Raw genomic sequence first — 19,166 nt, forward strand, 5'->3', positions numbered from 1 at the left:
CGAGGTGCCGACCCGTGCCCATGGCCTGCTGCGCGAGCGCGGCGGCGCCAGCGTGCTGGCGGTGGCGCGCCGGCCCGGCGACTGGCTGCTGCGCTTGTCGCCGCAGACCGGGCGGGCGCTGCAATGGCAGTGGATCGAGCCCGAGCGGGCCTTCACCGGCCATCTGGCGCTGAGCCCCGATGGTCGCCACCTCTACAGCGGCGAGACCGATCTGGACAGCGGCGCCGGCCTGATCGGCCTGCGCGACGCGAAGAGCCTGCAGAAGATCGCCGAGTGGCCCAGCCATGGTGTCGATGTGCATGAGCTGCTGCCGCGCGGCGACAGCCTCTGGGTCGCCAACGGCGGCATCCAGACGCGGCCCGAGAGCGGGCGCCTGAAGCTGGACCTGGCGGCGATGGACTCGTCCCTGGTGAGGCTCGACGCCGCCAGTGGCGAGCTGCGCGGGCAATGGCGCGTGGACGATACCCGCCTGAGCCTGCGCCATCTGGCCTGGCGGCCCGATGGCAGGCTGGGCATCGCGATCCAGGCCGAGCATGAGGACAAGGCCGCCAAGGCGTCCGCGCCCATACTCGCGGTCTTCGACGGCCACGCGCTGCGCCTGGCTGAGGAGCAACCCGCGCTGGCCGGCTACGGTGGCGACATCGCCGCCAGCGCCGAGGGCTTTGCGATCGGCTGCCCGCGCAGCGGCGGCGTGGCCCGCTTCGATGCCCAGGGCTTGTGGCAAGGCCTGACCCCCTTGCCCGAAGCCTGCGCGTTGGCCGAGAGCCCCGATGGTCTGTGGGCCGGCGGGCGGGGAAGGGTGCTGCATCTGCCGGACGGCGCGGGCAAGGCGCTGCCGACGATGGAGTTGGACAATCATTGGATACGGCTCTGAGGGGCGAGCGCGACGTGTCTTGAAGAGCCCGCTTGTTCTTTCCGACGTTGACGTCAGTGCCTTCTCAAGTGCCCAAGACCATGCGCTCGTTCGAGCTTAGCTCGCTGGCGACAATAGGTCATGAGCACACAAAACATCTACGACGATCCGCAGTTCTTTGCCGGCTACAGCCAGCTGGCCCGCTCGGTGCAAGGCCTGGACGGTGCGCCGGAATGGCCGGCGCTGCGGGCGCTGCTGCCGCCGCTGGCCGGGCTGCGCGTGCTGGACCTGGGTTGCGGCTTCGGCTGGTTCAGCCGCTGGGCGCTGGGCCAGGGCGCGGCCGAGGTGCTGGGCCTGGATGTGTCGGAGAACATGCTGGCGCGTGCGCGCGCCGAGGGGCCGGCCGGCGACGCGGCGGCGCTGCGCTACCAGCGCGCCGATCTCGAACACCTGGAGCGGCTGGCCCTGCCCGAGGCCGGCTTCGATCTGGCCTACAGCTCGCTGGTGCTGCACTACATCGAGAACCTCGATGGCCTGCTGGCGGAGCTGCAGCGCCTGCTGGCGCCGGGCGCGGCCTTGGTGTTGTCGTTGGAACATCCGATCTTCACCGCGCCACGACGCCAGTCTTGGGCCAGCGATGCCGACGGGCAGCGCCACTGGCCGGTGGACGGTTACGCGCTGGAGGGCGCGCGCGTCAGCGACTGGCTGGCGCCGGGCGTGATCAAGCAGCACCGGCGGCTGGACAGCTATCTCAACGCGCTGCTGCGCCACGGCTTTGCGCTGAGCAGCCTGCAGGAATGGCATCCCAGCGACGCGCAGATCGCCGCCGCGCCGGCGCTGGCCGAGGAGCGCGAGCGGCCGATGTTTCTGCTGATCGCTGCGCGGCGCGTCTGAGGCCAGGGCGCGGCGAGACCGCCGGGCCTGCCGTTCATTGCCGTCCTCAGGCCGGCAGGGCCTTGCGCACCACCGCGACAAACCAGCGTATGCCCAGCGGCAGCGCCGCGTCGTTGAAGTCGTAGCCGGGGTGGTGCAGCGGCCTGGAGTCGCCGGCGTGGCCCTGGCCCAGCCACAGATAGGCGCCGGGCCGCGCGCGCAGCATGAAGGCGAAGTCCTCCGAGGTGAAGGCCGGACGGGGCGCTAGGCTGGCCTGCAGACCCGCCTCGGCGGCCGCGGCCAGCGCCAGCTCGGCCTCGGCCGCGCTGTTGATGGTGGCCGGGTAGTAGCGGGTGTAGCTCACCGCGATCTCGGTGCCGCTGCCCAGCGCGACGCCGGCGGCGCAGTCGCGCAGCGCGGCCTCGATGCGGTCCTGTGCGACGGGGTCGAAGCTGCGCACCGTGCCGGTGATCTGCACCTCGGCGGGCAGCACATTGTGCGAATGCCCGCCTTCGATGCGCGTGACCGACAACACGGCCGACTCGTCGGGGGCTATGCGGCGCGCGACGATGGTGTTGAGCTGGGTCACCAGCTGGCTGGCGGCCAGGATGGCATCGGGTGTCTGCTGGGGCTGGGCCGCATGGCCGCCGCGGCCGCGCACCGTGATGTCGAAACGGTCGGCCGCCGCCATGATGGGGCCGGGTCTGGTCTGCGCCTGGCCCAGCGGAAGATCGGGCCAGTTGTGCAGCGCGTAGACCGCGTCGCAGGGAAAGCGCTCGAACAGGCCCGCGTCCACCATGGCCTTGGCCCCGCCGCGGCCTTCCTCGGCCGGCTGGAAGATGAAGACCACCGTGCCCTTGAAGCGTTCGCGATGCCGCAGCAGCTGGCGCGCTGCGCCCAGCAGCATGGCTGTGTGGCCGTCGTGGCCGCAGCCGTGGTGCACGCCGCTGTGGCGGCTGGCGTGCGGCAGGCCGCTGCCTTCCTCCTGCATCGGCAGCGCGTCCATGTCCGCGCGCAGGCCGACGCTGGGGCCGGAGCCGTTGCGCAGCAGGCCGACGACGCCGGTGCCGCCCAGGCCCTCATGCACCTCCAGCTTGAGCTCGCGCAGCGCGGCCGCGACGATGGCGGCGGTGCGGTGCTCGGCGAAGGCCAGCTCGGGGTGGGCATGCAGATCGCGGCGCAGCGCGATCAGCGCCGGCAGCAGATCGGCGACATCCTCGTGGGCGCTCATCGACTACTTGCCTTGATCGACCGCATCGGCCAGCTGAGCCAGCGTGAAGAAGTGATAGTCGGGCTCGGTGATCTGCTTGACCTCCAGGGTGCCGCCGAAGCCGGGCTGCTGGTGGCGGCGCTCGATCCAGCAAGTCTTCAGACCCAGGCGTTTGGCCACACCGATATCGTGGTACTGGCTTTGCGCCACATGCAGATTGTCGGCCTGGCTGTAGCCGCGCGTGCTCAGGCGGCCGCGGGCGAAGGCGAAGAAGACCGGGTCGGGCTTCTCGCACAGCGCGTCATCGGCCGTGACGCTGTCGTCGAAGGGCATCTCCAGCGTCTTCTCGAAATGCGACAGCGCCCAGCGCTGGGCATTGGTCATCGCGACCAGCTTGAAGCGCGTGCGCAGGCGCTTGAGCGCCTGCACCGAGTCGGGAAAAGCCGGCCACTGCGGCACCGAGTCGCGCAGGCCCTGGGCCAGCGCCGGCGTGTCGGGCAGGCCCAGCTCGGCGGCGATGCTGTGCCAGCAGCGCACCAGATCGTTGGGGTAGGCGATCACCTCCTTGCTGGCGCGGGCGCGGCGGTAGGCGGCCAGGAAGTCTTCGTCGCCGACGGGGCTGTCGGGCAGGGCCGCATGCAGATAGTTCAGCATGCCGCGCTCGAAATCGATCAGCGTGCCGACCACGTCGAATGTCAGAACCTTGAAATCTTGCAAAGAGGCCATGGGGACTACCTTCAGGAGGGAATGTTGGGAGATTGGGAAGATTGGTACTGGCCCGGCGTCATGCCGCACAGGCGCTTGAAGCGGCGCGTCAGATGGCTCTGGTCGTAGAAGCCCGACTCGCTGGCCGCGCGCGCGGCCGGCATGCCCTGGCTCAGCAGGGCCTGGGCATGCTGGATGCGCAGATGATTGACATAGCGGTAGGGCGACATGCCCACCCGCTCGCGGAACACGGTGGCAAAGCGCCAGATGCTGAGCCCGCACAGCGCGGCCAGCACCTCCAGCCGCAGCGGCTCGCCCAGATGGGCCTGGATATGAGCCAGCACCGGCTCCAGCGAGCGGCGGCGCCTGTCGGCAGGGGGTGTGCAGGGCTTTGCCATGAGCCACAGCTTAGGGGCGCTGGCGCCGATGATGTGGCCGTATAGCCGCGCCGCCGCGGTAGCGAATTGCGTATGCAGGACGCGGCGGCGCAGATCCTGCTGGCATCGCTAGAAGTATTTGACCCAGGCCTTCGTCGTGCGCCGCTTGTAGGCGGCGAATGCCCGCACCGCGGGGTATAGCAGCGGCACCATCGCCAGCCAGACCAGCCAGACGATCCAGAAGGCGTCGGCATCGACGCCGAAGCGCGTGCCCTGGTTGGGGCCGAACACGGCCAGCAGCACGCGGTAGCCGATCAGCAGCGCATAGAGGTGGACGATGTAGAAGAACATCGGCGCGCCGCCAAAGGTCGAGCACAGCCGGGTGAAGCCGTTGTCGGCCCGTTCCAGCGCGGCCAGCAGCAGCAGACCGCCGCCCAGCGTCAGCAGCACGAAGTCCAGCGAAGGCGGGTACTTGGTGAAGTTGAGCCAGGACATCGCCGTCTCGACCGCGCTGGCGCCGGCCACCCAGGGCGCGTTCTCGCCATAGATATTGAAGCCGCGCAGGACCAGCAGCGCCGCCAGGCAGGCCAGGCCGGTGGCAAGCAGAATCTGCTGGCGCCTGCGCGCCGCTACGCACGCCGCGAACACCGGCGCGAAGGCATAGCCCAGCAGGATCACGCCGACCCAGGGCAGGGCCGGGTAGGTCAGCCGCACCTTCAGCGCGCCCTCGGCCACCAGCCAGCCGCGATGCAGCATCAGCGTCCACAGCGGATACCAGGCACTGTCGGACGGGACGCTGTAGCCGGCCACCGCGTTGTGGCCGCAGACGATGAGCAGGCCCAGTGCTGCCAGCAGCCCGCGCGGCAGCCCCGCCATCAAGGCCAGCACCACCATGCTGAAGCCGATCGCCCACATCACCTGCAGATACAGCGTGTGATAGCTGCCGCTCCAGGCGAAGTTGATGACGGTCAGCTCCAGCGCGATCAGCAGCAGGCCGCGCTTGAGCAGAAAGCTGCGCACGTCGCGCGAGGCACCGCTGGGCGGGTGGGCGTAGAGCCAGGCCGACAGCCCGGTCAGGAACACGAAGACCGGCGCGCAGAAATGCGCGGCCAGGCGCGAGAAGAAAAGCTCGGGCGGGGTGCCCGGCAGTGTCATCGGGTCGGTGACCTGCAGATGCAGATACAGGGTCTCGCGCACATGGTCCAGCAGCATGATGATGATCACCAGGCCGCGCAAAGCGTCGATCGAGGTGATGCGCGCCGTGTGGACGGCGCTGCTGTCGCGCGTGGCGCCGAGCCCGCGGGCGGGCAATGAGGTGGTCGACATGGTCTTGGCTCCTCTTGTTCTCTGGGTCGGTCGCGTCGGCCTATTTCTTTGCGGCGGCCGGCAGCGCCACCACCGGCAGCGCCGCCAGCCCGTCGCGCTGCACGAAGGACACGGCGGTGTTGTAGCCCTGCAGCTGGTAGGGCTCGGCACCCTGCGGCCCGGCGCGCTCGCCGGCCGCGTCTTCCAGGTGGTAGTGGCCGATCACATAAAGCCCCTGCCAGGGCAGCGGAAAGCGCAGCCGGCCTTCGGCATCGCTGAGGGTCTCGCGCGTCCAGCCGGCGGGCGTGGACAGGACCACCTTGGCGCCCGGCAGCGGCTCGCCCTGGAAGACGATGCGGAACTCGGTGGCGCCATCGGCCGCGACGCCGGTGGGCACGATGTCCAGCGGCAGGCTGGGCGCGCGCGCCCGCAGATCGGGCAGCCAGCGCGTGGCCGGTGTCCACCAGGTGCGCAGCGCCCGGCCGTCGCGCTGGGTGTCGAACATCGGATAGCGCTTGTCGATCGCGGTCAGCGACTCCTCGGGTCCGACCGCCGACGCGAAGCCGCTCGTCTGTTTGCTCAGCGCCAGCGCGCTGGTGCCGGCCGGCGTCAGTCGCTGCGCATCGAGCTGGACGAAACGGTCCAGCCCTCCCGGCGAGCGCTCATGCATATTCGCTTCGAGCTCGCCGTAGCGCAGCAGCAGTTGCGCCGGGTTCTGCGCATCGGGCTCGAACCACAGCTGATGCGCTTGCGCGAGGCCGGCCGACAAGGCCGCCGCCAGCCCGAACGCGCCGGCCACCAGCAGGCGGCGCGGGGAGTTTTCAAGAATGGTTTTCATGATGAAAGCTCCCGGGGGCTCAGAACTTGTACTGCGCGGTCAGCGTGAATTTGCGGCCATTGCCGGGGTAGACCCAGATCTGGCTGTAGGAGCTGGCGTAGTAGAGCTTGTCGAAGAGATTGTCGATGTCCAGTGAGAGGCGCAGCTGGCTGGCCAGCTGGTAGGACGAGATCAGCTTGACGCTGGTGTAGGCCGGCAGCTTGAAGTCGTCGGCCGCCACCAGGGGCGCGACCGCCCCCTCGCGCTCGCCGACATGGTTCAGCCCCAGGCCCAGCGTCGCGGCATTGCCCGCCAGCGCAAAGCTCTTTACCAGCATCAGGTTGGCGCTGTGGCGCGGCACATTGGCCAGTTGGCGACCGAGCAGGAAGCCGTTGTTGTCCTCGGTCACCTGCGCATCGGTGAAGGCATAGGCGGCCGACAGCCGCAGGCCCGGCATGATCTGACCCGCGATGTCGAACTCCAGGCCCTGGCTCTCGACCTCGCCGGCCGCGACCGAGAAGTTGTTCGGATCCGCCGGGTCGGGCGTCAGCACATTGTTCTTGGAGATCTTGTAGAGCGCCAGCGTGCTGCTGATCTTGCCGTCGGCCGAGTCCAGCTTGGCACCCATCTCAGAGGCCTTGCCTTTCTCGGCCGGGAAGGCGGCGAAGGCGCTGCTGACCCCGCTCTTGGGGCGGAAGCTCTTGGAGGCCGTCGCATACAGCGACAGCGTCCTGCTGGGCTGGTAGACCAGGCCGATGCGCGGCGTGGTCGCGCTCAGGCTTTGCTCGGTGGTGTTGCCGCTGCGGTGGTTCAGCAAGGACTGCTTGTACTTGTCGTGGCGCAGGCCCAGCAGCATCTTCCACTGCGCGCCCAGGTCGATCTGGTCCTGGGCATAGAGCGAATGCGAGCGCTGCTTCTCCTTGGTGTCGGTGGTCAAGGCCATGGTTGTCGCGACCAGGCCGTAGACCGGTGCATAGATGTCGAGATTGCCGGCATTGGCGTTGCGGTATTGCAGGCGCTCATCGGTGAAGCGGTAGGCATCGACGCCGACCAGCAGGTTGTGAACCAGGCCCGCGCCGCGCAGCTTGCCCAGCAGCTCCAGCCGGCCGGCCACATCGCTGGCCTCGTTGTCGCGCGAACGGCGCTGGCGCACCAGCGTGCGCTGGTCGGCCTGCAGAAAGCGGCCCTCGGTGGAAATGCCTTCGAGCGAGCTGTCGCGCACGCTGAAGCCGGTCTGCAGCGACCAGTCGTCGTTGAAGTAGTGCTGGACAAAGACCTGGTGGCCGGTGGTCGCTATCACATTCCTGCCATCGCCCGGCTCACCGAGGAAACGCGAGCGCGGCAGCACGTCCAGCTTGCCGTTGATGGCCAGCACGCCGCGGTCGAAATTGGCGCGCTGCCTGGAAACCTCCAGCTCGTAGGACACCGTGGTGTCCGGTGTCAGCATCCAGATCAGCGAGGGCGACAGCAGATAGCGCTCCGAGCCCAGGTGGTCGCGGTAGCTGTCGGCCTTCTCGGCGGCGGCATTGAGCCGGTAGGCAAAGCGCTCGCCGATCGGGCCGGTCAGATCGGCCGTCGCGCGCAGCGCACCGTCGCTGCCGGCCGACAGCGCCAGGGTCTGGGCCGGCTGGAACAGCGGCTTCTTGGTGGTGATGTTGACCGTGCCGCCCGGCTCGCCGCGGCCGTACAGCGCCGAGGCCGGGCCTTTCAGGATCTCCACCGTGCTGGTGTTGGCGGCGTCGCGCAGGCCGTTGTAGCCGCGGCTGTAGTTGAAGCCGTTGACCATGTAGTCGGAGCCGAAGTTCGGATCGCCGGTGAAGCCGCGCATCGCATAGCTGTCCCACAGCCCGCCCAGATTGCTCTGCTTGGCGATGCCGCTGCCCAGGTCCAGCGCGTCGGCCAGCTTGGTGACGCCGGCGTCCTGCAGCATGTCGGCGCTCAGGACGCGCACGCTTTGCGGCAGGTCCTTCAGCATCGCATCGCTCTTGGTCGCGCCGGTGGCCGAGAGATTGCGATAGGGCTGCTTGACGCCGAGGATCTGCACGGTCTCAAGCTGGGAGGTCGTGGCCTCGGCCTTGGGCGCATCGGCGGCGACCGCCGAGAACGCGGTGCACAGAGCGGCCGGCAGGGCGGCGCGGGTAAAAAAACGGGTGGTTTGGATCTTGGACATGTGGGTTCCTTGATTGAACTTTTCTTTGAATCCGAAGCAGAAGCGGGCACAGCGGCGCCTCAGCGCAGCGTGAAACGCAGCGCGAGGGTCAGGTTTTGCGGTGTGGTGATCACGGCCACCGCCTTGGCGCCGGCGGTGAGCGTCAGACCCCTGGCCACCAGGGCGTTGGCGCCGGCCGGTGTCAGCGGCGCGCTGGTCTTCACACCGTCCTTGCTCAGCACGCTCAATTTGCCGCTGAAGCCGGCGGTGTCCAGCGCCTGGCCATGGTCTTCCAGATACAGCATGGCAGAGCTGTCAAGCCCCGCCACCAGCTCGAAGCTGATTTCGTTGGCTACCTGCACGACGCCGCCGTGCTTGGGCGCGGTGTCGCCGTGGGCGAGGGCCGGCGTGCCCGCAGCGGCCAGGCACAGCGCGGCCAGGGCCTTGTTGAGGGAGTGAAGGCGCATCATCTCTTCTCCGAAGAAGGCATGGGTGCGGCAGGACGCCGAGCGGACGCCGGCCATGGCTCGCCCCGACGGGGCGCGGGCGACTGACTCAGGCGCTGGTCTTGGGAGGGCGGCGCAGGCCTTCGATGAAGGGCCCGGCCGGCGCGGCCTCGGCGCTGACCAGCGGCGGCGCCATACCGTCCGCCATCGGCGGGCTGGCGACGCTGGCCGGCAATGGCCCGGCGCTGGCGAGGCAGGCATCGACGCCGGCATGGTGGCTCTGCGCCCCGGCGCTGCCGTCCTGCCCGGAGCTGGCCAAGGCCAGTTCCTCGGCAAAGGCCGCATCGAAGGCCTGAGCCTCCTGGGCCGAGGCCTGGTTGCCGGTAAAGCTCAGCGAGCCGTGGCAGTGATGGTGATAGGCGCTGCCCACCCAGTTCAGCAGCATCGCGAGCAGCAGCAGCGCGATGATTTGAGGGCAGGGCTGGCGGCGATTCATGGTGAATCGATTATTGAATTCCACACCGCGCAGCCCCTGCTGTTTGCGCGTCTGCGTACGCAATCTTCAGTTGTAATGCCCCGGGGGGTTCAGCACGTGCTGCTGAAAACTGCCGGCTGGTGCGCGCTGTGCGCCCGTGGTGCGGCGGGCCGCACCAGCTTGGCCTGAGGCCTGCGGCGCCACGGACTTGTCCAAAAGCCATTGCAAAAGCCCCCGTGCTGGGCGCAAGATGCTGCGCCGAACGGCGCTTGCGAATCAACAGCTTCTTGGATGGAGAGTGCGATGGCTAGCTTGCAAATCAATGGAAAGACGCTCAGCGTCGATGTTGCCGAGGACACGCCGCTGCTGTGGGTGTTGCGCGATCACCTCGGGATGACCGGCACCAAGTACGGCTGCGGCCTGGCACTGTGCGGCGCCTGCACCGTGCATCTGAACGGCGAGCCGGTGCGGGCCTGCCAGACGTCGCTGGCGGCCGCGAGCGGCAAGCGCATCACCACCATCGAGGGCGTCGGCGCCTCGCGCCAGGGCAAGGCCGTGCAGGCCGCCTGGGTCAAGCTGGGCGTGCCGCAATGCGGCTACTGTCAGGCCGGGCAGATCATGAGCGCGACCGCCTTGCTGCAGCGCAAGCCCAAGCCCAGCGACGCCGAGATCGACGCGGCGATGAGCGGCAACCTCTGCCGCTGCGGCACCTACACCCGCATCCGCAGCGCGATCAAGAGCGCCGCCGGCCTGCCGGGAGACGCCGCATGAACGCCCCGCATGAAATCCCTTCTTCCGGCATCAGCCGTCGCAGCCTGCTGGGTGGTGTCTCGCTGAGCGGCCTGGTGCTGGGCATCGGCCTGCCCGGCGCGGTGCAGGGCGCCAACGAGCCGGCCAAGTACGGCGGCGACGGCATGCCCCATGGCGTGCAGGACAGCCCCAAGACCTTTGTCTCGATTGCGCCTGATGGCATCGTCAGCATCCTGATCCATCGCTCCGAGATGGGCCAGGGCGTGCGCACCAGCCTGCCCAAGGTGCTGGCCGACGAGCTGGAGGCCGACTGGAAGCGCGTGCGCGTCGTGCAGGCGCCGGGCGACGAGGAGAAATTCGGCAACCAGGACACCGATGGCTCGCGCAGCATGCGCCACTGGTTCGAGCCGATGCGCCGCTGCGGCGCCAGCGCCCGCATGATGCTGGAGCAGGCCGCGGCCCAGCAATGGAATGTGCCGCTGGATCAGGTGCAGGCGAAGCACCATGAGGTCCTCCACAAGCCCAGCGGGCGCAAACTCGGCTACGGGGCGCTGGCCCAGGCTGCGGCCCAGCTGGAGGTGCCGGCCCGCACAAGCCTGAAGCTCAAGAACGCCAAGGACTTCCGCTATATCGGCAAGCTCGACACCCACCTGGTCGACGCCGAGGGCATCGTGACCGGCCAGTCGCAATACGGTATCGACACCCGCCTGCCGGGCCAGCTCTATGCAGTGATCGCGCGCCCGCCGGTGCTGGGCGGCAAGCTCAAGCGCTTCGACGCGGCCGAGGCGCTGAAGGTGCCGGGCGTGCTGAAGGTCTTTGCGCTGGCCGGCACGCCGCCACCGTCTGAGTTCCAGCCGATCGGCGGCGTCGTCGTCGTGGCCAAGGACACGTGGGCCGCGATCAAGGCGCGCGGCCTGTTGAAGATCGAGTGGGACGACGGCGAGCATGCCGGTTACGACTCCGCTGCCTACCGCCGCGAGCTCGAGGACTCGGTGCGCAGGCCCGGTGGCAAGGAGATTCGCAACGATGGCGACGCCTATGCCGCGCTGGCCAAAGCGGCCAAGAAGATCACCGCCGATTACTACGTACCCCACCTGGCCCATGCCACGCTGGAGCCACCGGCCGCGACCGCCCGCATCAGCGAGGGCCGCTGCGAGGTCTGGGCCGCGGTGCAGTCGCCGCAGGCCGCGCGCGAGCGCGTCGCCAAGCGCCTGAACTTGGACTTCTCCAAGGTCACGGTCAACGTCACCCTGCTTGGTGGCGGCTTCGGCCGCAAGTCCAAGCCCGACTTCGTCGTCGAGGCGGCCCTGGTGTCGCAGGAAATGCAGGGGGCGCCGGTCAAGCTGACCTGGACCCGCGAGGACGACATCCAGCACGACTACTATCACGCCGCCTGCGCCCAGCACATCGAGGCCGGGCTGGACACCAGCGGCAAGGTCAGCGCCTGGCTGCACCGCTCGGCCGAGCCGACGATCGTCTCGATCTTCGCGCCCGATCCCAAGCAGCTCGCGGCCTTTGAGCTGGGCCTGGGCCTGAGCAATCTGCCCTTTGACATCGCCAACGTGTGCTTCGAGAACCCCGCCGCCACGGCCCATGCGCGCATCGGCTGGCTGCGCTCGGTCAACAACATCCAGCATGCCTTCGCGACCCAGAGCTTTGTCGCCGAGCTGGCCCTGGCCGCCGGCAAGGACCCTCGCGATTTCCTGCTCGAGCTGATCGGCCCGGCGCGCCAGATCTCGCCGCCCAAGATCGGCGATGGCTGGAACCACGGCGAATCGCCGGAGCGCTATCCGGTCGACACCGGCCGGCTGCGCCGCGTCATCGAGGTGGCCACGCGCGAGGCCCGCTGGGGCCGCAAGCTGCCGGCCGGCCAGGGCCTGGGCCTGGCCGCGCACTACAGCTTTGTCACCTATATGGCCGTGGTGGTCCAGGTCAGCGTCAGCGCCAAGGGCGAGTTGAGCATCCCGCGCATCGATGTCGCGGTCGACTGCGGCCCCGTGATCAACCCGGACCGGGTGCGCTCCCAGGTCGAAGGGGCTTGCGTGATGGGCCTGAGCCAGGCGCTGTACAGCGAGATCACCTTCAAGAACGGCCGGGTCGAGCAGAGCAATTACCACGACTTCGAGATCGCGCGGCTTGGCGCGGCGCCGAAGAAGATCGTCGTGCACCTGCTGCCGGCCGCCAGCTACGACACGCCGCTGGGCGGCGTCGGCGAGCCGGCGGTCGGGCCGATCGCGCCGGCGCTGATGAACGCGATCCACGCGGCCACCGGCAAGCGCATCCGGCAACTGCCGCTGCGTGATCAGCTGAGCGTCAAGGTCTAGCGGAAAAGCGAGCGATCGTGAAGGCCTCGATCGGCGTCGAGGTCTTGCCGGTCGCCAGCAGCTCGGCCATCACCTCGCCGACGCCGGGGCTGATCGCGAAGCCTTCGCCGTTGAAGCCGAAGGCGTAGTTCAGGCCGGTCACGCGCGCGCTGGGCCCCAGCACCGGGCCCCAGTCGGCGGTGTAGCCCTCGATGCCGCTCCAGACGCGCAGCAGCTGCACGTTTTCAAACGCCGGCACGAAGCGGCGCAGCTCGCGCAACTGGCGCAGCTGGTTGTCGGGCTTGGAATAGGCGCGGATCTGTTGGGCATCGGCTGGGCCCTTAAGCCCGCCGCCGAAGACGATATTGCCGCGCGCGATCTGGCGGAAGTACAGGCCCTCGGTCTCGATCGGCGAGGACAGGCCGATCGACGGGGCTATTGCATAGGGCAGTGGCTCGGTGACGCCCATCTGTGGCCCACGAGCCTCCAGCGGCACCGGCTCGCCGAAGGTCTCGGCGAAGCGGCCCGACCAGGCGCCGCTGGTCAGCAGCAGCTGGGCCGCGCGGTACTGGCGACCGTCGCTCGTGTGGGCGATGAAATCGCCGCCCGGGCCATCGCGCTCGATGTGGGCGACCTCGCTGTGTTCATGGATGGCCGCGCCATGACGGCGGGCCGCACGGCCGAAGGCCGGGCCGGCAATGCGCGGATTCGCATGACCGTCGACCGGCGACAGCGAGCCGGCCACCACCTCGGGGCTGAAGATGCCCCAGCGCTTGCGCAGGCCCTCGGCGTTGAAGATCTCCAGGTCCAGCCCCAGGGGCTTCACATCCCTGGCGTGCTGGGCGATCACCTCGGCCTGCTTCTCGGTGTAGCAGACGCGCAGATGGCCGTAGGGCACGAACTCCAGGTCCTCGCCCAGCAGCTCCTTGACCCGGCCCCAGACCGCGCGGGCACGGTTGGCCAGCGGCATTTGCGCCAGATCACGGCCCTGACGACGCACATTGCCGAAATTGGTGCCGCTGGCCTGGCGGCCTATCAGTTCGCGCTCCAGCAAGGTGACGCTCAGCCCATGCTGCTGGCGCAGGAAGAAGGCGGTGGTCGTGCCCATCAGGCCGCCGCCGATGACCAGCACATCGCTGCGTTCGATCTTGCCGGCGCTCATGCTTGCACCTCGCGCGCACTCATCAACAGCGGCTTGACCGGTGCCTGGCCGCGCAGGCGGCCGACCTGCTCGACCGGGATGCGGGCCTCGGCCGCAATCACTTCGGCCGCCGCATGGCCGCAGAAGCGGCCCTGGCAGCGCCCCATGCCGACGCGGCTGAAGGCCTTGGCGCGGTTCACTTCCTGGCTGCCCAGCTCGCGCACACAGCGGCGCAGCTCGCCGGCGCTGACGCTCTCGCAGCGGCACACCACCGCCTCATCCGGCAGCGTCGCCGCCAGCTGCTGCGGCCAGGGGAAGGCCTGGGTCAGGCCCTGGCGGAACTGGTCCATGGTCTGCAGCGTCGTGCGCAAGGCCCCCTGCTCGGTCTCGAACAGCTGGCGGCCGACGCTCTGCTGCAGATCGTTCAGCGCCGCCAGCGCGGCCAGCCGGCCCGCGGCCTCGGCCCCGTCGGCGCCGAGGATGCGCACGCCATCGCCGGCCAGATAGACGCCCGGCGTGCTGCTGCGGCCATCGGCGTCGATGCGCGGCAGCCATTGCCGGCTCAGCGGCTCGAAGACGAATTCGCAGCGCGCGATATCGGCCAGCTGCGATTCGGCACGCAGATGCCAGCCCAGGCCCACCGCGTCGGCCTCGAAGCGCTGCTCGCGGCCCTGTGCGTCGCGCACGCGCACGCCACTGACGCCGGTCGCGGCGCTGCCCTCGATCTGCAGCGGCGTCACGCCGTTCAGCAAGCTCACGCCGGCACGCTTGAGCAGCGACTTCAGCTGCAGGCCTATCCACAGCAGGCGCGGCCGGCTCAGCAGCCCGCGCAAGGCTTTCAGCGGCGGCACGGCCGGCGAGGTGTCCAGCACCGCCGCCACCGTGGCGCCGGCCTTCACATACTGCGAGGCCACCAGATACAGCAGCGGCCCGCTGCCCATGAAGACCACCCGCGAGCCGATGCTGCAGGCCTGGGCTTTCAGCGCGATCTGCGCGGCACCCAGGCTGTAGCAGCCGGCGTACTGCCAGCCGGGGACCGGCATCAACCGGTCGGTCGCGCCGGAGCAGACGATCAATGCGTCGAAGTCGAGGTTGGCCGTTTGGCCGCTGGCCGGCTGCACGGTGTGCAACTGTTGGGCCGTGACATTCCAGGCCAGCGTGTCGGGCCGGTAGTCGATCCGGCCCTCGCGCAGCAGCGAGTCGAAGCGGCTGTGCAGGGCCTGCGCCTTGGCGGCCTCGCTGCCGTACAGCTGCTCGTAGCCGCGCTTAAAGCCTTGCGGCTGTCGACGATAGATCTGGCCGCCGCTGCGGCTGCCCTCATCGACGACGGTGGGCTGCAGGCCCGCCTGCACCAGGGCCTCGGCTGCGCGTACGCCGGCCGGCCCGCTGCCGACGACGATCACGCGCGGAGTGTCGCGTCCGCTCATGCCTGGCGCTCCTGCACGATCTTCAGGTCCGGCGTGGCCGGCCAGTGGTGAGCCGGTGGCGCGGTGCGCACGGCCATGCCCTCCAGCACCGGCGTCGAGCAGGCGCGCAGACGCTGCCCCGTTTCGTCCCAGACCCAGCAATCCTGGCAGGCCCCCATCAGGCAGAAACCGGCGCGCGCCTCGCCCTCGCCGAACTCCGAGCGTCGCAGGCTGCGCCGCTGGCACAAGAGCGCGACCAGCAGGCTGTCGCCCTGCAGCGCCTGGGCCGGCTGGCCGTCGATGCGCAGGCTGACGGGGGCGCGGCCGGTCTCGGCCAGGCGCACAAAACGCGGCGCGCCGGCCGTGGGGAGGGGTTCACTCATGGCATGGGGCGATCAGAGCGTCGGCGGGAACAGGCGCTCGATCGGGTAGTGGTTCTTGATGAAGGGGGACTTGATGACGATGAAGCTGAAGTACTTCTCGATGCCGATATTGCGTTCCAGCAGGGTCTCGATGATGGATTGGTAGTGGTTGACGCCGCGCGTCGTGAACTTCAGCAGATAGTCGTAGCCGCCGCTGACCAGATGGCATTCGATGATCTCGTCGACCTCGCGGATCGCGGCCTCGAAGCGCACGAAGTCCTCGCGGTGGTGGTCCGACAGCGTCACCTCGGTGAATACGGTCAAGGTGTCGCCGAGCTTTTCCAGGCGCAGCTGCGCGCCATAACCGGCGATGTAACCGGCCTGCTCCAGCCGCTTGACGCGGATCAGGCAAGGGCTGGGCGACAGGCCGACGGCGTCGGCCAGGTCGACATTGGTGATGCGGCCGTTTTTCTGCAGCTGGCTGAGGATGCGCAGGTCGAGACGATCAAGCTTGAGTGGGCCCACGGTGTACTCGTCACAAAGTCCAGGAACGGTTTGATTTTGCGTCGACGGCGTTCGCGCGAAGTAAGTCCTTCTACTCGACCTGGGTCTGGGTCGGTCAGGACTTCAGCGCGGCGCGTACATCGGGCGCGGCCAGGATCTCGTCCAGCGTTTTCTTCAGCCGCTGGGCCATGATGGCGAACTCGTCCTCGCTGAAGCACAGCGCCGGCGCGAAGCCGAGGATGTGGTCGCCGAAGGAGCGGAACACCAGGCCGTTGCGGTAGCCGGTCTCGAACAGCCGGTCCGACAGGCCGAGCGCCGGGTCGAAGCCGCGCTTGCTGGTCTTGTCGCTGACCAGTTCCAGCGCGCCCAGCAGGCCGCGGTGGCGCGAGTCGCCGACCAGCGGGTGATCGCGCAAGCCATCCAGCACGGCGGCGAAATGCGGGGCCACGTTTTGCCCGTTGGCCAGGATGCCGCCCTCCTCGTACAGGCGCAGCACCTCCAGCGCGACGGCCGCGCTGACCGGGTGGGCCGAGTAGGTGGCGCCATGGCCGATCAGCGCGCCGGCCGGCGCACCATCGGCGATGCCGGCATAGACCTGCTCGGACATCAGCATCGCGCCCATCGGCGCATAGCCGGCCGTCAGGCCCTTGGCCAGTGTCATCAGATCGGGCTGCACGCCCTCGGCCTCGCAGGCGAACATAGGCCCGGTGCGGCCGAAGCCGGTGATCACCTCATCGACGACGAAGAGGATGTCCAGTGCGCGCGCCGCCTCGCTCATTGCCTTCAGCCAGCCTTTGGGCGGCACGATCACGCCGCCGGAGCCCTGGATAGGCTCGCAGAAGAAGGCCGCCACGTTGTTGGCGCCCAACTCGGCCACCTTGACGCGCAGCGCCGCCACCGAGGCGGCGATCTGGCCGGCCTCGTCCAGGCCGTTGCGGTAGCTGTAGGGCGAGGCGATGTAGTGCTGGGTCGGCAGCGGCATGTCGAAGCCGCGATGGAATGCCGGCAGCGCCGTCAGCCCCGCGCCGGTGGACGAGGAGCCGTGATAGCCGCGCTCCAGCGCGATGAAGTGTTTCTTGCTCGGCCGGCCCGTGTTGTTGTAGTACTGCGTGATCAGCCGGATCGCCGCATCGATGGCCTCCGAGCCGCCCAGGGTCAGGTAGACGCGCGTCAGCGAGGCGGGGGTGATCTGCACCAGCTTGTCGGCCAGCCGGATGGCCGGTTCGCTGCCGAAGTGGAAGTAGCCGGTGGCATAGGGCAGCTTGCGCATCTGCTCGGCCGCGGCCTGCACCACGCTCTCATGCCCGTAGCCGATATTGACGCACCACAGGCCGGCGAAAGCGTCGAGCAGCTGGTGACCGCTGGCGTCCGTCAGCCAGGCGCCCTGGCCCGACTCCAGCACCGTGACGCCACGCTGCTCATGCTTGCGCCAGGGCGCGACCGGATGGATCAGATGCGCGCGGTCGAGGGCGATCAACGCGTCGAGATTTGGCTTGCCGGGGCGTGCGTGGGACTGCATGGGGCGCTCTTCCATTCATCGTCTTGAAGAGGCTCCAGCTTAGGGCGGGAGGCACAGCGGGTGGTGCTGCAATCGGGGCCGCGACGAGGCCGTCCGCGCGGTAATTGGGGTGGGGACGGCAGAAGATTCTGCTGGGATGATGTGAGGCGCTTGTTGTCTAGCCGGCGAGCCGGAAGGCCTCGGCCATGCGCTCCTGCTCCCGCATCCGCAGCTTCAGGCTGCCGGCGATCCTGGGCCACTGCTTCACCACGGCCTGGCTGCGCGCGATGACTTCGTTGGCCTGTTTCCTTGAGACTCGGAAGTAGGGCGCTACCGAGCGTGCCAGCTCGAGGTCCAGCACGTTATCGGCCTCGCTGACATTGAGCTTCAAGCCCCGCGACTCAGGTGCGGGATTGATGTCGTAGGCCTCGGAAAGACGCCAGCCCTTGCCAGGCTGGAGCAGGAAGCCATGGTTGCGCAGGTGGTCGTCGGTATTGGAGACCAGCATATTGAAGACGATGCGCGACCACAGCTCGCGCAGATCGGCGGCGGGCTGGGCACCGTGGTCAATCAGCACCCGGGCAATTTCAAGATAGCTCGCACCCGTCGAGGCGTCGTCACCGTCCTGGTGGCCGGTCAGCGTCATCGCCGAGGCGAAGTGAATCCGTCGGCCCTCGGGTGTGCGGTCGAAGCGCCTCACCAGAAATGTGTGCTGCTGGCTGGCGAACCGGCGCGCGAGGCTTTGCGGCACGGCCAGGCCGCAGCCCTTCGCCAGGGTCTGCACCACCAACTCCCAGGCGCCCACATCCTGTTCATCACGCACGCTGGGGAATTTGGCGATCCACAACTGTCCCTGCGGATCAATCACACTGGCCTTGGGCCGCGCCCCGCCAAGCGAGCCACCGGGGGCGATCAGCATGCGCAGCCAGTCGTCACCTGCTGGCGCGGTGTTGTCTTCATCACGTTCCAGCGCCAGGCTGACCGCCTCCAGCTCGCGCAGTTGTACGAAGGGGGGGGCGGCCGTGTCGTGCGCGTTGTCCAGGAAGTCGCCCGCGTCATCAAGCCGCAAACGCAGTGCCCCGGAGCGGTAAGCATCATGCACACCCAGCAGGTAGTCCGATTCGTGCAATCGCGCGGTCTTGCCCACATGCCCGGCCCGCTGAGCACGCTCCAGCCGGCGACGCATCAGCAGTCGGCCCCATCGGTCGGGGCTCGCATCGGCGAAAACGCCGAAGGCCTCATGGCCTTGCGGCGGGTGTTGCCGACCCTCGAACAGGCCGAGCCGGGGATCCAGGTGCAGCGTCCGCACGGCAGGGTGGGCCAGCGCCCGGGCGTCGAACTCGAACTCGAAGACCTCGCGTCCTGCCCCAAGTCTGGCATGCAAGAAACCCAGTCGCAGCGGGCCATCGAGCCCGAGCCAGTCGGCGTAGACAGCGATGTTCGTGGTCGCCATGTGCTTATGCGCCGAGTTTTCTTGCTGGCCTACTTTTCTTCGGCAGCGCCTCGGTCTCGATCAAGGCGGCCAGCGCATCGGAGCTGGCGAAACCGCTCTTGCTGATCCAGTCCGGTGCTCCATCCGAATGCTTTGTCGGCGACCTCGGCTGGCTGGCTGAGACTTCCTGCCGATCTGGTCGTGACGGCCGGGCGGCTGTGGCCGGCGAGCGGGGTCGTACCGTCGCCCTGGTGTTGGAGGGCAACTGCGCATCCTGCAACTCCCTGCCCAAGGAATCGGCCCTACCGAGCAGTTCGAGGTCTTTCTCGATGCCCAGCACCTGCATCACCGCAAGGTAGGCACCCATGGTCACTCCCGACCCGCCGCGCTCCAGGCTGCGTAGCGTCATCGCCGACATGCCGGCCCGCTCCGCGACCTGCTTGGCGGGTAGCCGCCGACGCAGCCGTGCCAGGCGCAGACGCTCACCGAACTGATGCAGCAACTCGTCGGTACCCGGTAGTAGTGGGGCAGTTTTCTTGGCCATGATGCAAATATTCTAT

Annotated in this window: 19 protein-coding genes; 4 read left to right on the forward strand and 15 right to left on the reverse strand. The window is 68.7% G+C overall.

All coding sequences use genetic code 11. From position 1 onward, the window contains the following. Together PO768_RS17865 and PO768_RS17870 are read left to right on the forward strand one after the other, a co-directional pair. Nucleotides 1–874: DUF1513 domain-containing protein (locus PO768_RS17865; protein ID WP_272647127.1), on the forward strand; the 874-nt coding region annotated here is incomplete at its 5' end. A gap of 120 nt (nt 875–994) precedes the next feature. Beyond that, entirely contained in the window at nt 995–1,747 is a 753-nt protein-coding gene (locus PO768_RS17870) for a class I SAM-dependent methyltransferase (protein ID WP_272647128.1), read from the forward strand. Between the two features lie 46 nt (nt 1,748–1,793). Here PO768_RS17870 and PO768_RS17875 read toward each other — a convergent pair whose 3' ends face one another. From PO768_RS17875 to PO768_RS17910, 8 genes are all read right to left on the reverse strand, one after another. After that, nucleotides 1,794–2,957, reverse strand: a complete 1,164-nt coding sequence (locus PO768_RS17875) for an amidohydrolase (protein WP_272647129.1) — start codon at nt 2,955–2,957, stop codon at nt 1,794–1,796. 3 nt (nt 2,958–2,960) lie between these two features. After that, nucleotides 2,961–3,662 (reverse strand): HAD-IA family hydrolase, encoded by a 702-nt coding sequence (locus PO768_RS17880; protein ID WP_272647130.1) that lies wholly within the window; start codon nt 3,660–3,662, stop codon nt 2,961–2,963. A gap of 11 nt (nt 3,663–3,673) precedes the next feature. Further along, a complete protein-coding gene (locus PO768_RS17885; protein WP_272647131.1) occupies nt 3,674–4,039 on the reverse strand; it encodes a helix-turn-helix domain-containing protein in 366 nt (121 codons plus the stop codon). A 108-nt stretch (nt 4,040–4,147) separates the two neighbouring features. Next, nucleotides 4,148–5,344: a DUF1624 domain-containing protein gene (locus tag PO768_RS17890; RefSeq protein WP_272647132.1), complete on the reverse strand. Its 1,197-nt coding sequence runs from the start codon at nt 5,342–5,344 to the stop codon at nt 4,148–4,150. Nucleotides 5,345–5,384: 40 nt separating this feature from the next. Next, nucleotides 5,385–6,161, reverse strand: coding sequence for a DUF4198 domain-containing protein (locus PO768_RS17895; protein ID WP_272647133.1), 777 nt, complete (start codon nt 6,159–6,161; stop codon nt 5,385–5,387). A gap of 19 nt (nt 6,162–6,180) precedes the next feature. After that, nucleotides 6,181–8,310 carry a TonB-dependent siderophore receptor gene (locus PO768_RS17900; protein WP_272647134.1) on the reverse strand — a complete coding sequence of 710 codons (2,130 nt, stop codon included), beginning with the start codon at nt 8,308–8,310 and terminating at the stop codon, nt 6,181–6,183. Nucleotides 8,311–8,369: 59 nt separating this feature from the next. Beyond that, entirely contained in the window at nt 8,370–8,756 is a 387-nt protein-coding gene (locus PO768_RS17905; RefSeq protein WP_272647135.1) for a hypothetical protein, read from the reverse strand. Between the two features lie 88 nt (nt 8,757–8,844). Beyond that, nucleotides 8,845–9,231, reverse strand: a complete 387-nt coding sequence (locus PO768_RS17910) for a hypothetical protein (protein ID WP_137945199.1) — start codon at nt 9,229–9,231, stop codon at nt 8,845–8,847. A 282-nt stretch (nt 9,232–9,513) separates the two neighbouring features. Between PO768_RS17910 and PO768_RS17915 the strand changes: the two genes are divergently transcribed. Together PO768_RS17915 and PO768_RS17920 are read left to right on the forward strand one after the other, a co-directional pair. After that, a complete protein-coding gene (locus PO768_RS17915; protein WP_272647136.1) occupies nt 9,514–9,981 on the forward strand; it encodes a (2Fe-2S)-binding protein in 468 nt (155 codons plus the stop codon). Then, entirely contained in the window at nt 9,978–12,284 is a 2,307-nt protein-coding gene (locus PO768_RS17920) for a xanthine dehydrogenase family protein molybdopterin-binding subunit (RefSeq protein WP_272647137.1), read from the forward strand. Before PO768_RS17915 ends, PO768_RS17920 begins: the two co-directional genes overlap by 4 nt. On the opposite strand, the gene PO768_RS17925 is transcribed toward PO768_RS17920, so the two are convergent. The 7 genes from PO768_RS17925 to PO768_RS17955 all read right to left on the reverse strand — a co-directional run bounded on the left by PO768_RS17925 (nt 12,274) and on the right by PO768_RS17955 (nt 19,150). Continuing rightward, nucleotides 12,274–13,425: an NAD(P)/FAD-dependent oxidoreductase gene (locus PO768_RS17925; RefSeq protein WP_272647138.1), complete on the reverse strand. Its 1,152-nt coding sequence runs from the start codon at nt 13,423–13,425 to the stop codon at nt 12,274–12,276. The genes PO768_RS17920 and PO768_RS17925 overlap by 11 nt on opposite strands. After that, on the reverse strand, nt 13,422–14,831 hold the full coding sequence (locus tag PO768_RS17930) for an FAD/NAD(P)-dependent oxidoreductase (RefSeq protein ID WP_272647139.1): 1,410 nt from the start codon (nt 14,829–14,831) through the stop codon (nt 13,422–13,424). The genes PO768_RS17925 and PO768_RS17930 overlap by 4 nt, the downstream gene beginning before the upstream one ends. Then, nucleotides 14,828–15,193 (reverse strand): (2Fe-2S)-binding protein, encoded by a 366-nt coding sequence (locus tag PO768_RS17935; protein ID WP_272647140.1) that lies wholly within the window; start codon nt 15,191–15,193, stop codon nt 14,828–14,830. Before PO768_RS17935 ends, PO768_RS17930 begins: the two co-directional genes overlap by 4 nt. Before the next feature lie 12 nt (nt 15,194–15,205). After that, a complete protein-coding gene (locus PO768_RS17940) occupies nt 15,206–15,697 on the reverse strand; it encodes an Lrp/AsnC family transcriptional regulator (RefSeq protein WP_137945205.1) in 492 nt (163 codons plus the stop codon). Between the two features lie 94 nt (nt 15,698–15,791). After that, nucleotides 15,792–17,195 (reverse strand): aspartate aminotransferase family protein, encoded by a 1,404-nt coding sequence (locus tag PO768_RS17945; RefSeq protein ID WP_272647141.1) that lies wholly within the window; start codon nt 17,193–17,195, stop codon nt 15,792–15,794. A 157-nt stretch (nt 17,196–17,352) separates the two neighbouring features. Continuing rightward, nucleotides 17,353–18,627 carry a type II toxin-antitoxin system HipA family toxin gene (locus PO768_RS17950; RefSeq protein WP_272647142.1) on the reverse strand — a complete coding sequence of 425 codons (1,275 nt, stop codon included), beginning with the start codon at nt 18,625–18,627 and terminating at the stop codon, nt 17,353–17,355. A 4-nt stretch (nt 18,628–18,631) separates the two neighbouring features. Continuing rightward, the gene (locus PO768_RS17955) at nt 18,632–19,150 is read right to left on the reverse strand and encodes a helix-turn-helix domain-containing protein (protein WP_272647143.1); all 519 of its coding nucleotides are present in this window, start codon (nt 19,148–19,150) and stop codon (nt 18,632–18,634) included. Between the last annotated feature and the right edge of the window lie 16 nt (nt 19,151–19,166).

Source organism: Paucibacter sp. XJ19-41 (assembly GCF_028462495.1).
Lineage (GTDB): Bacteria > Pseudomonadota > Gammaproteobacteria > Burkholderiales > Burkholderiaceae_C > Roseateles_E.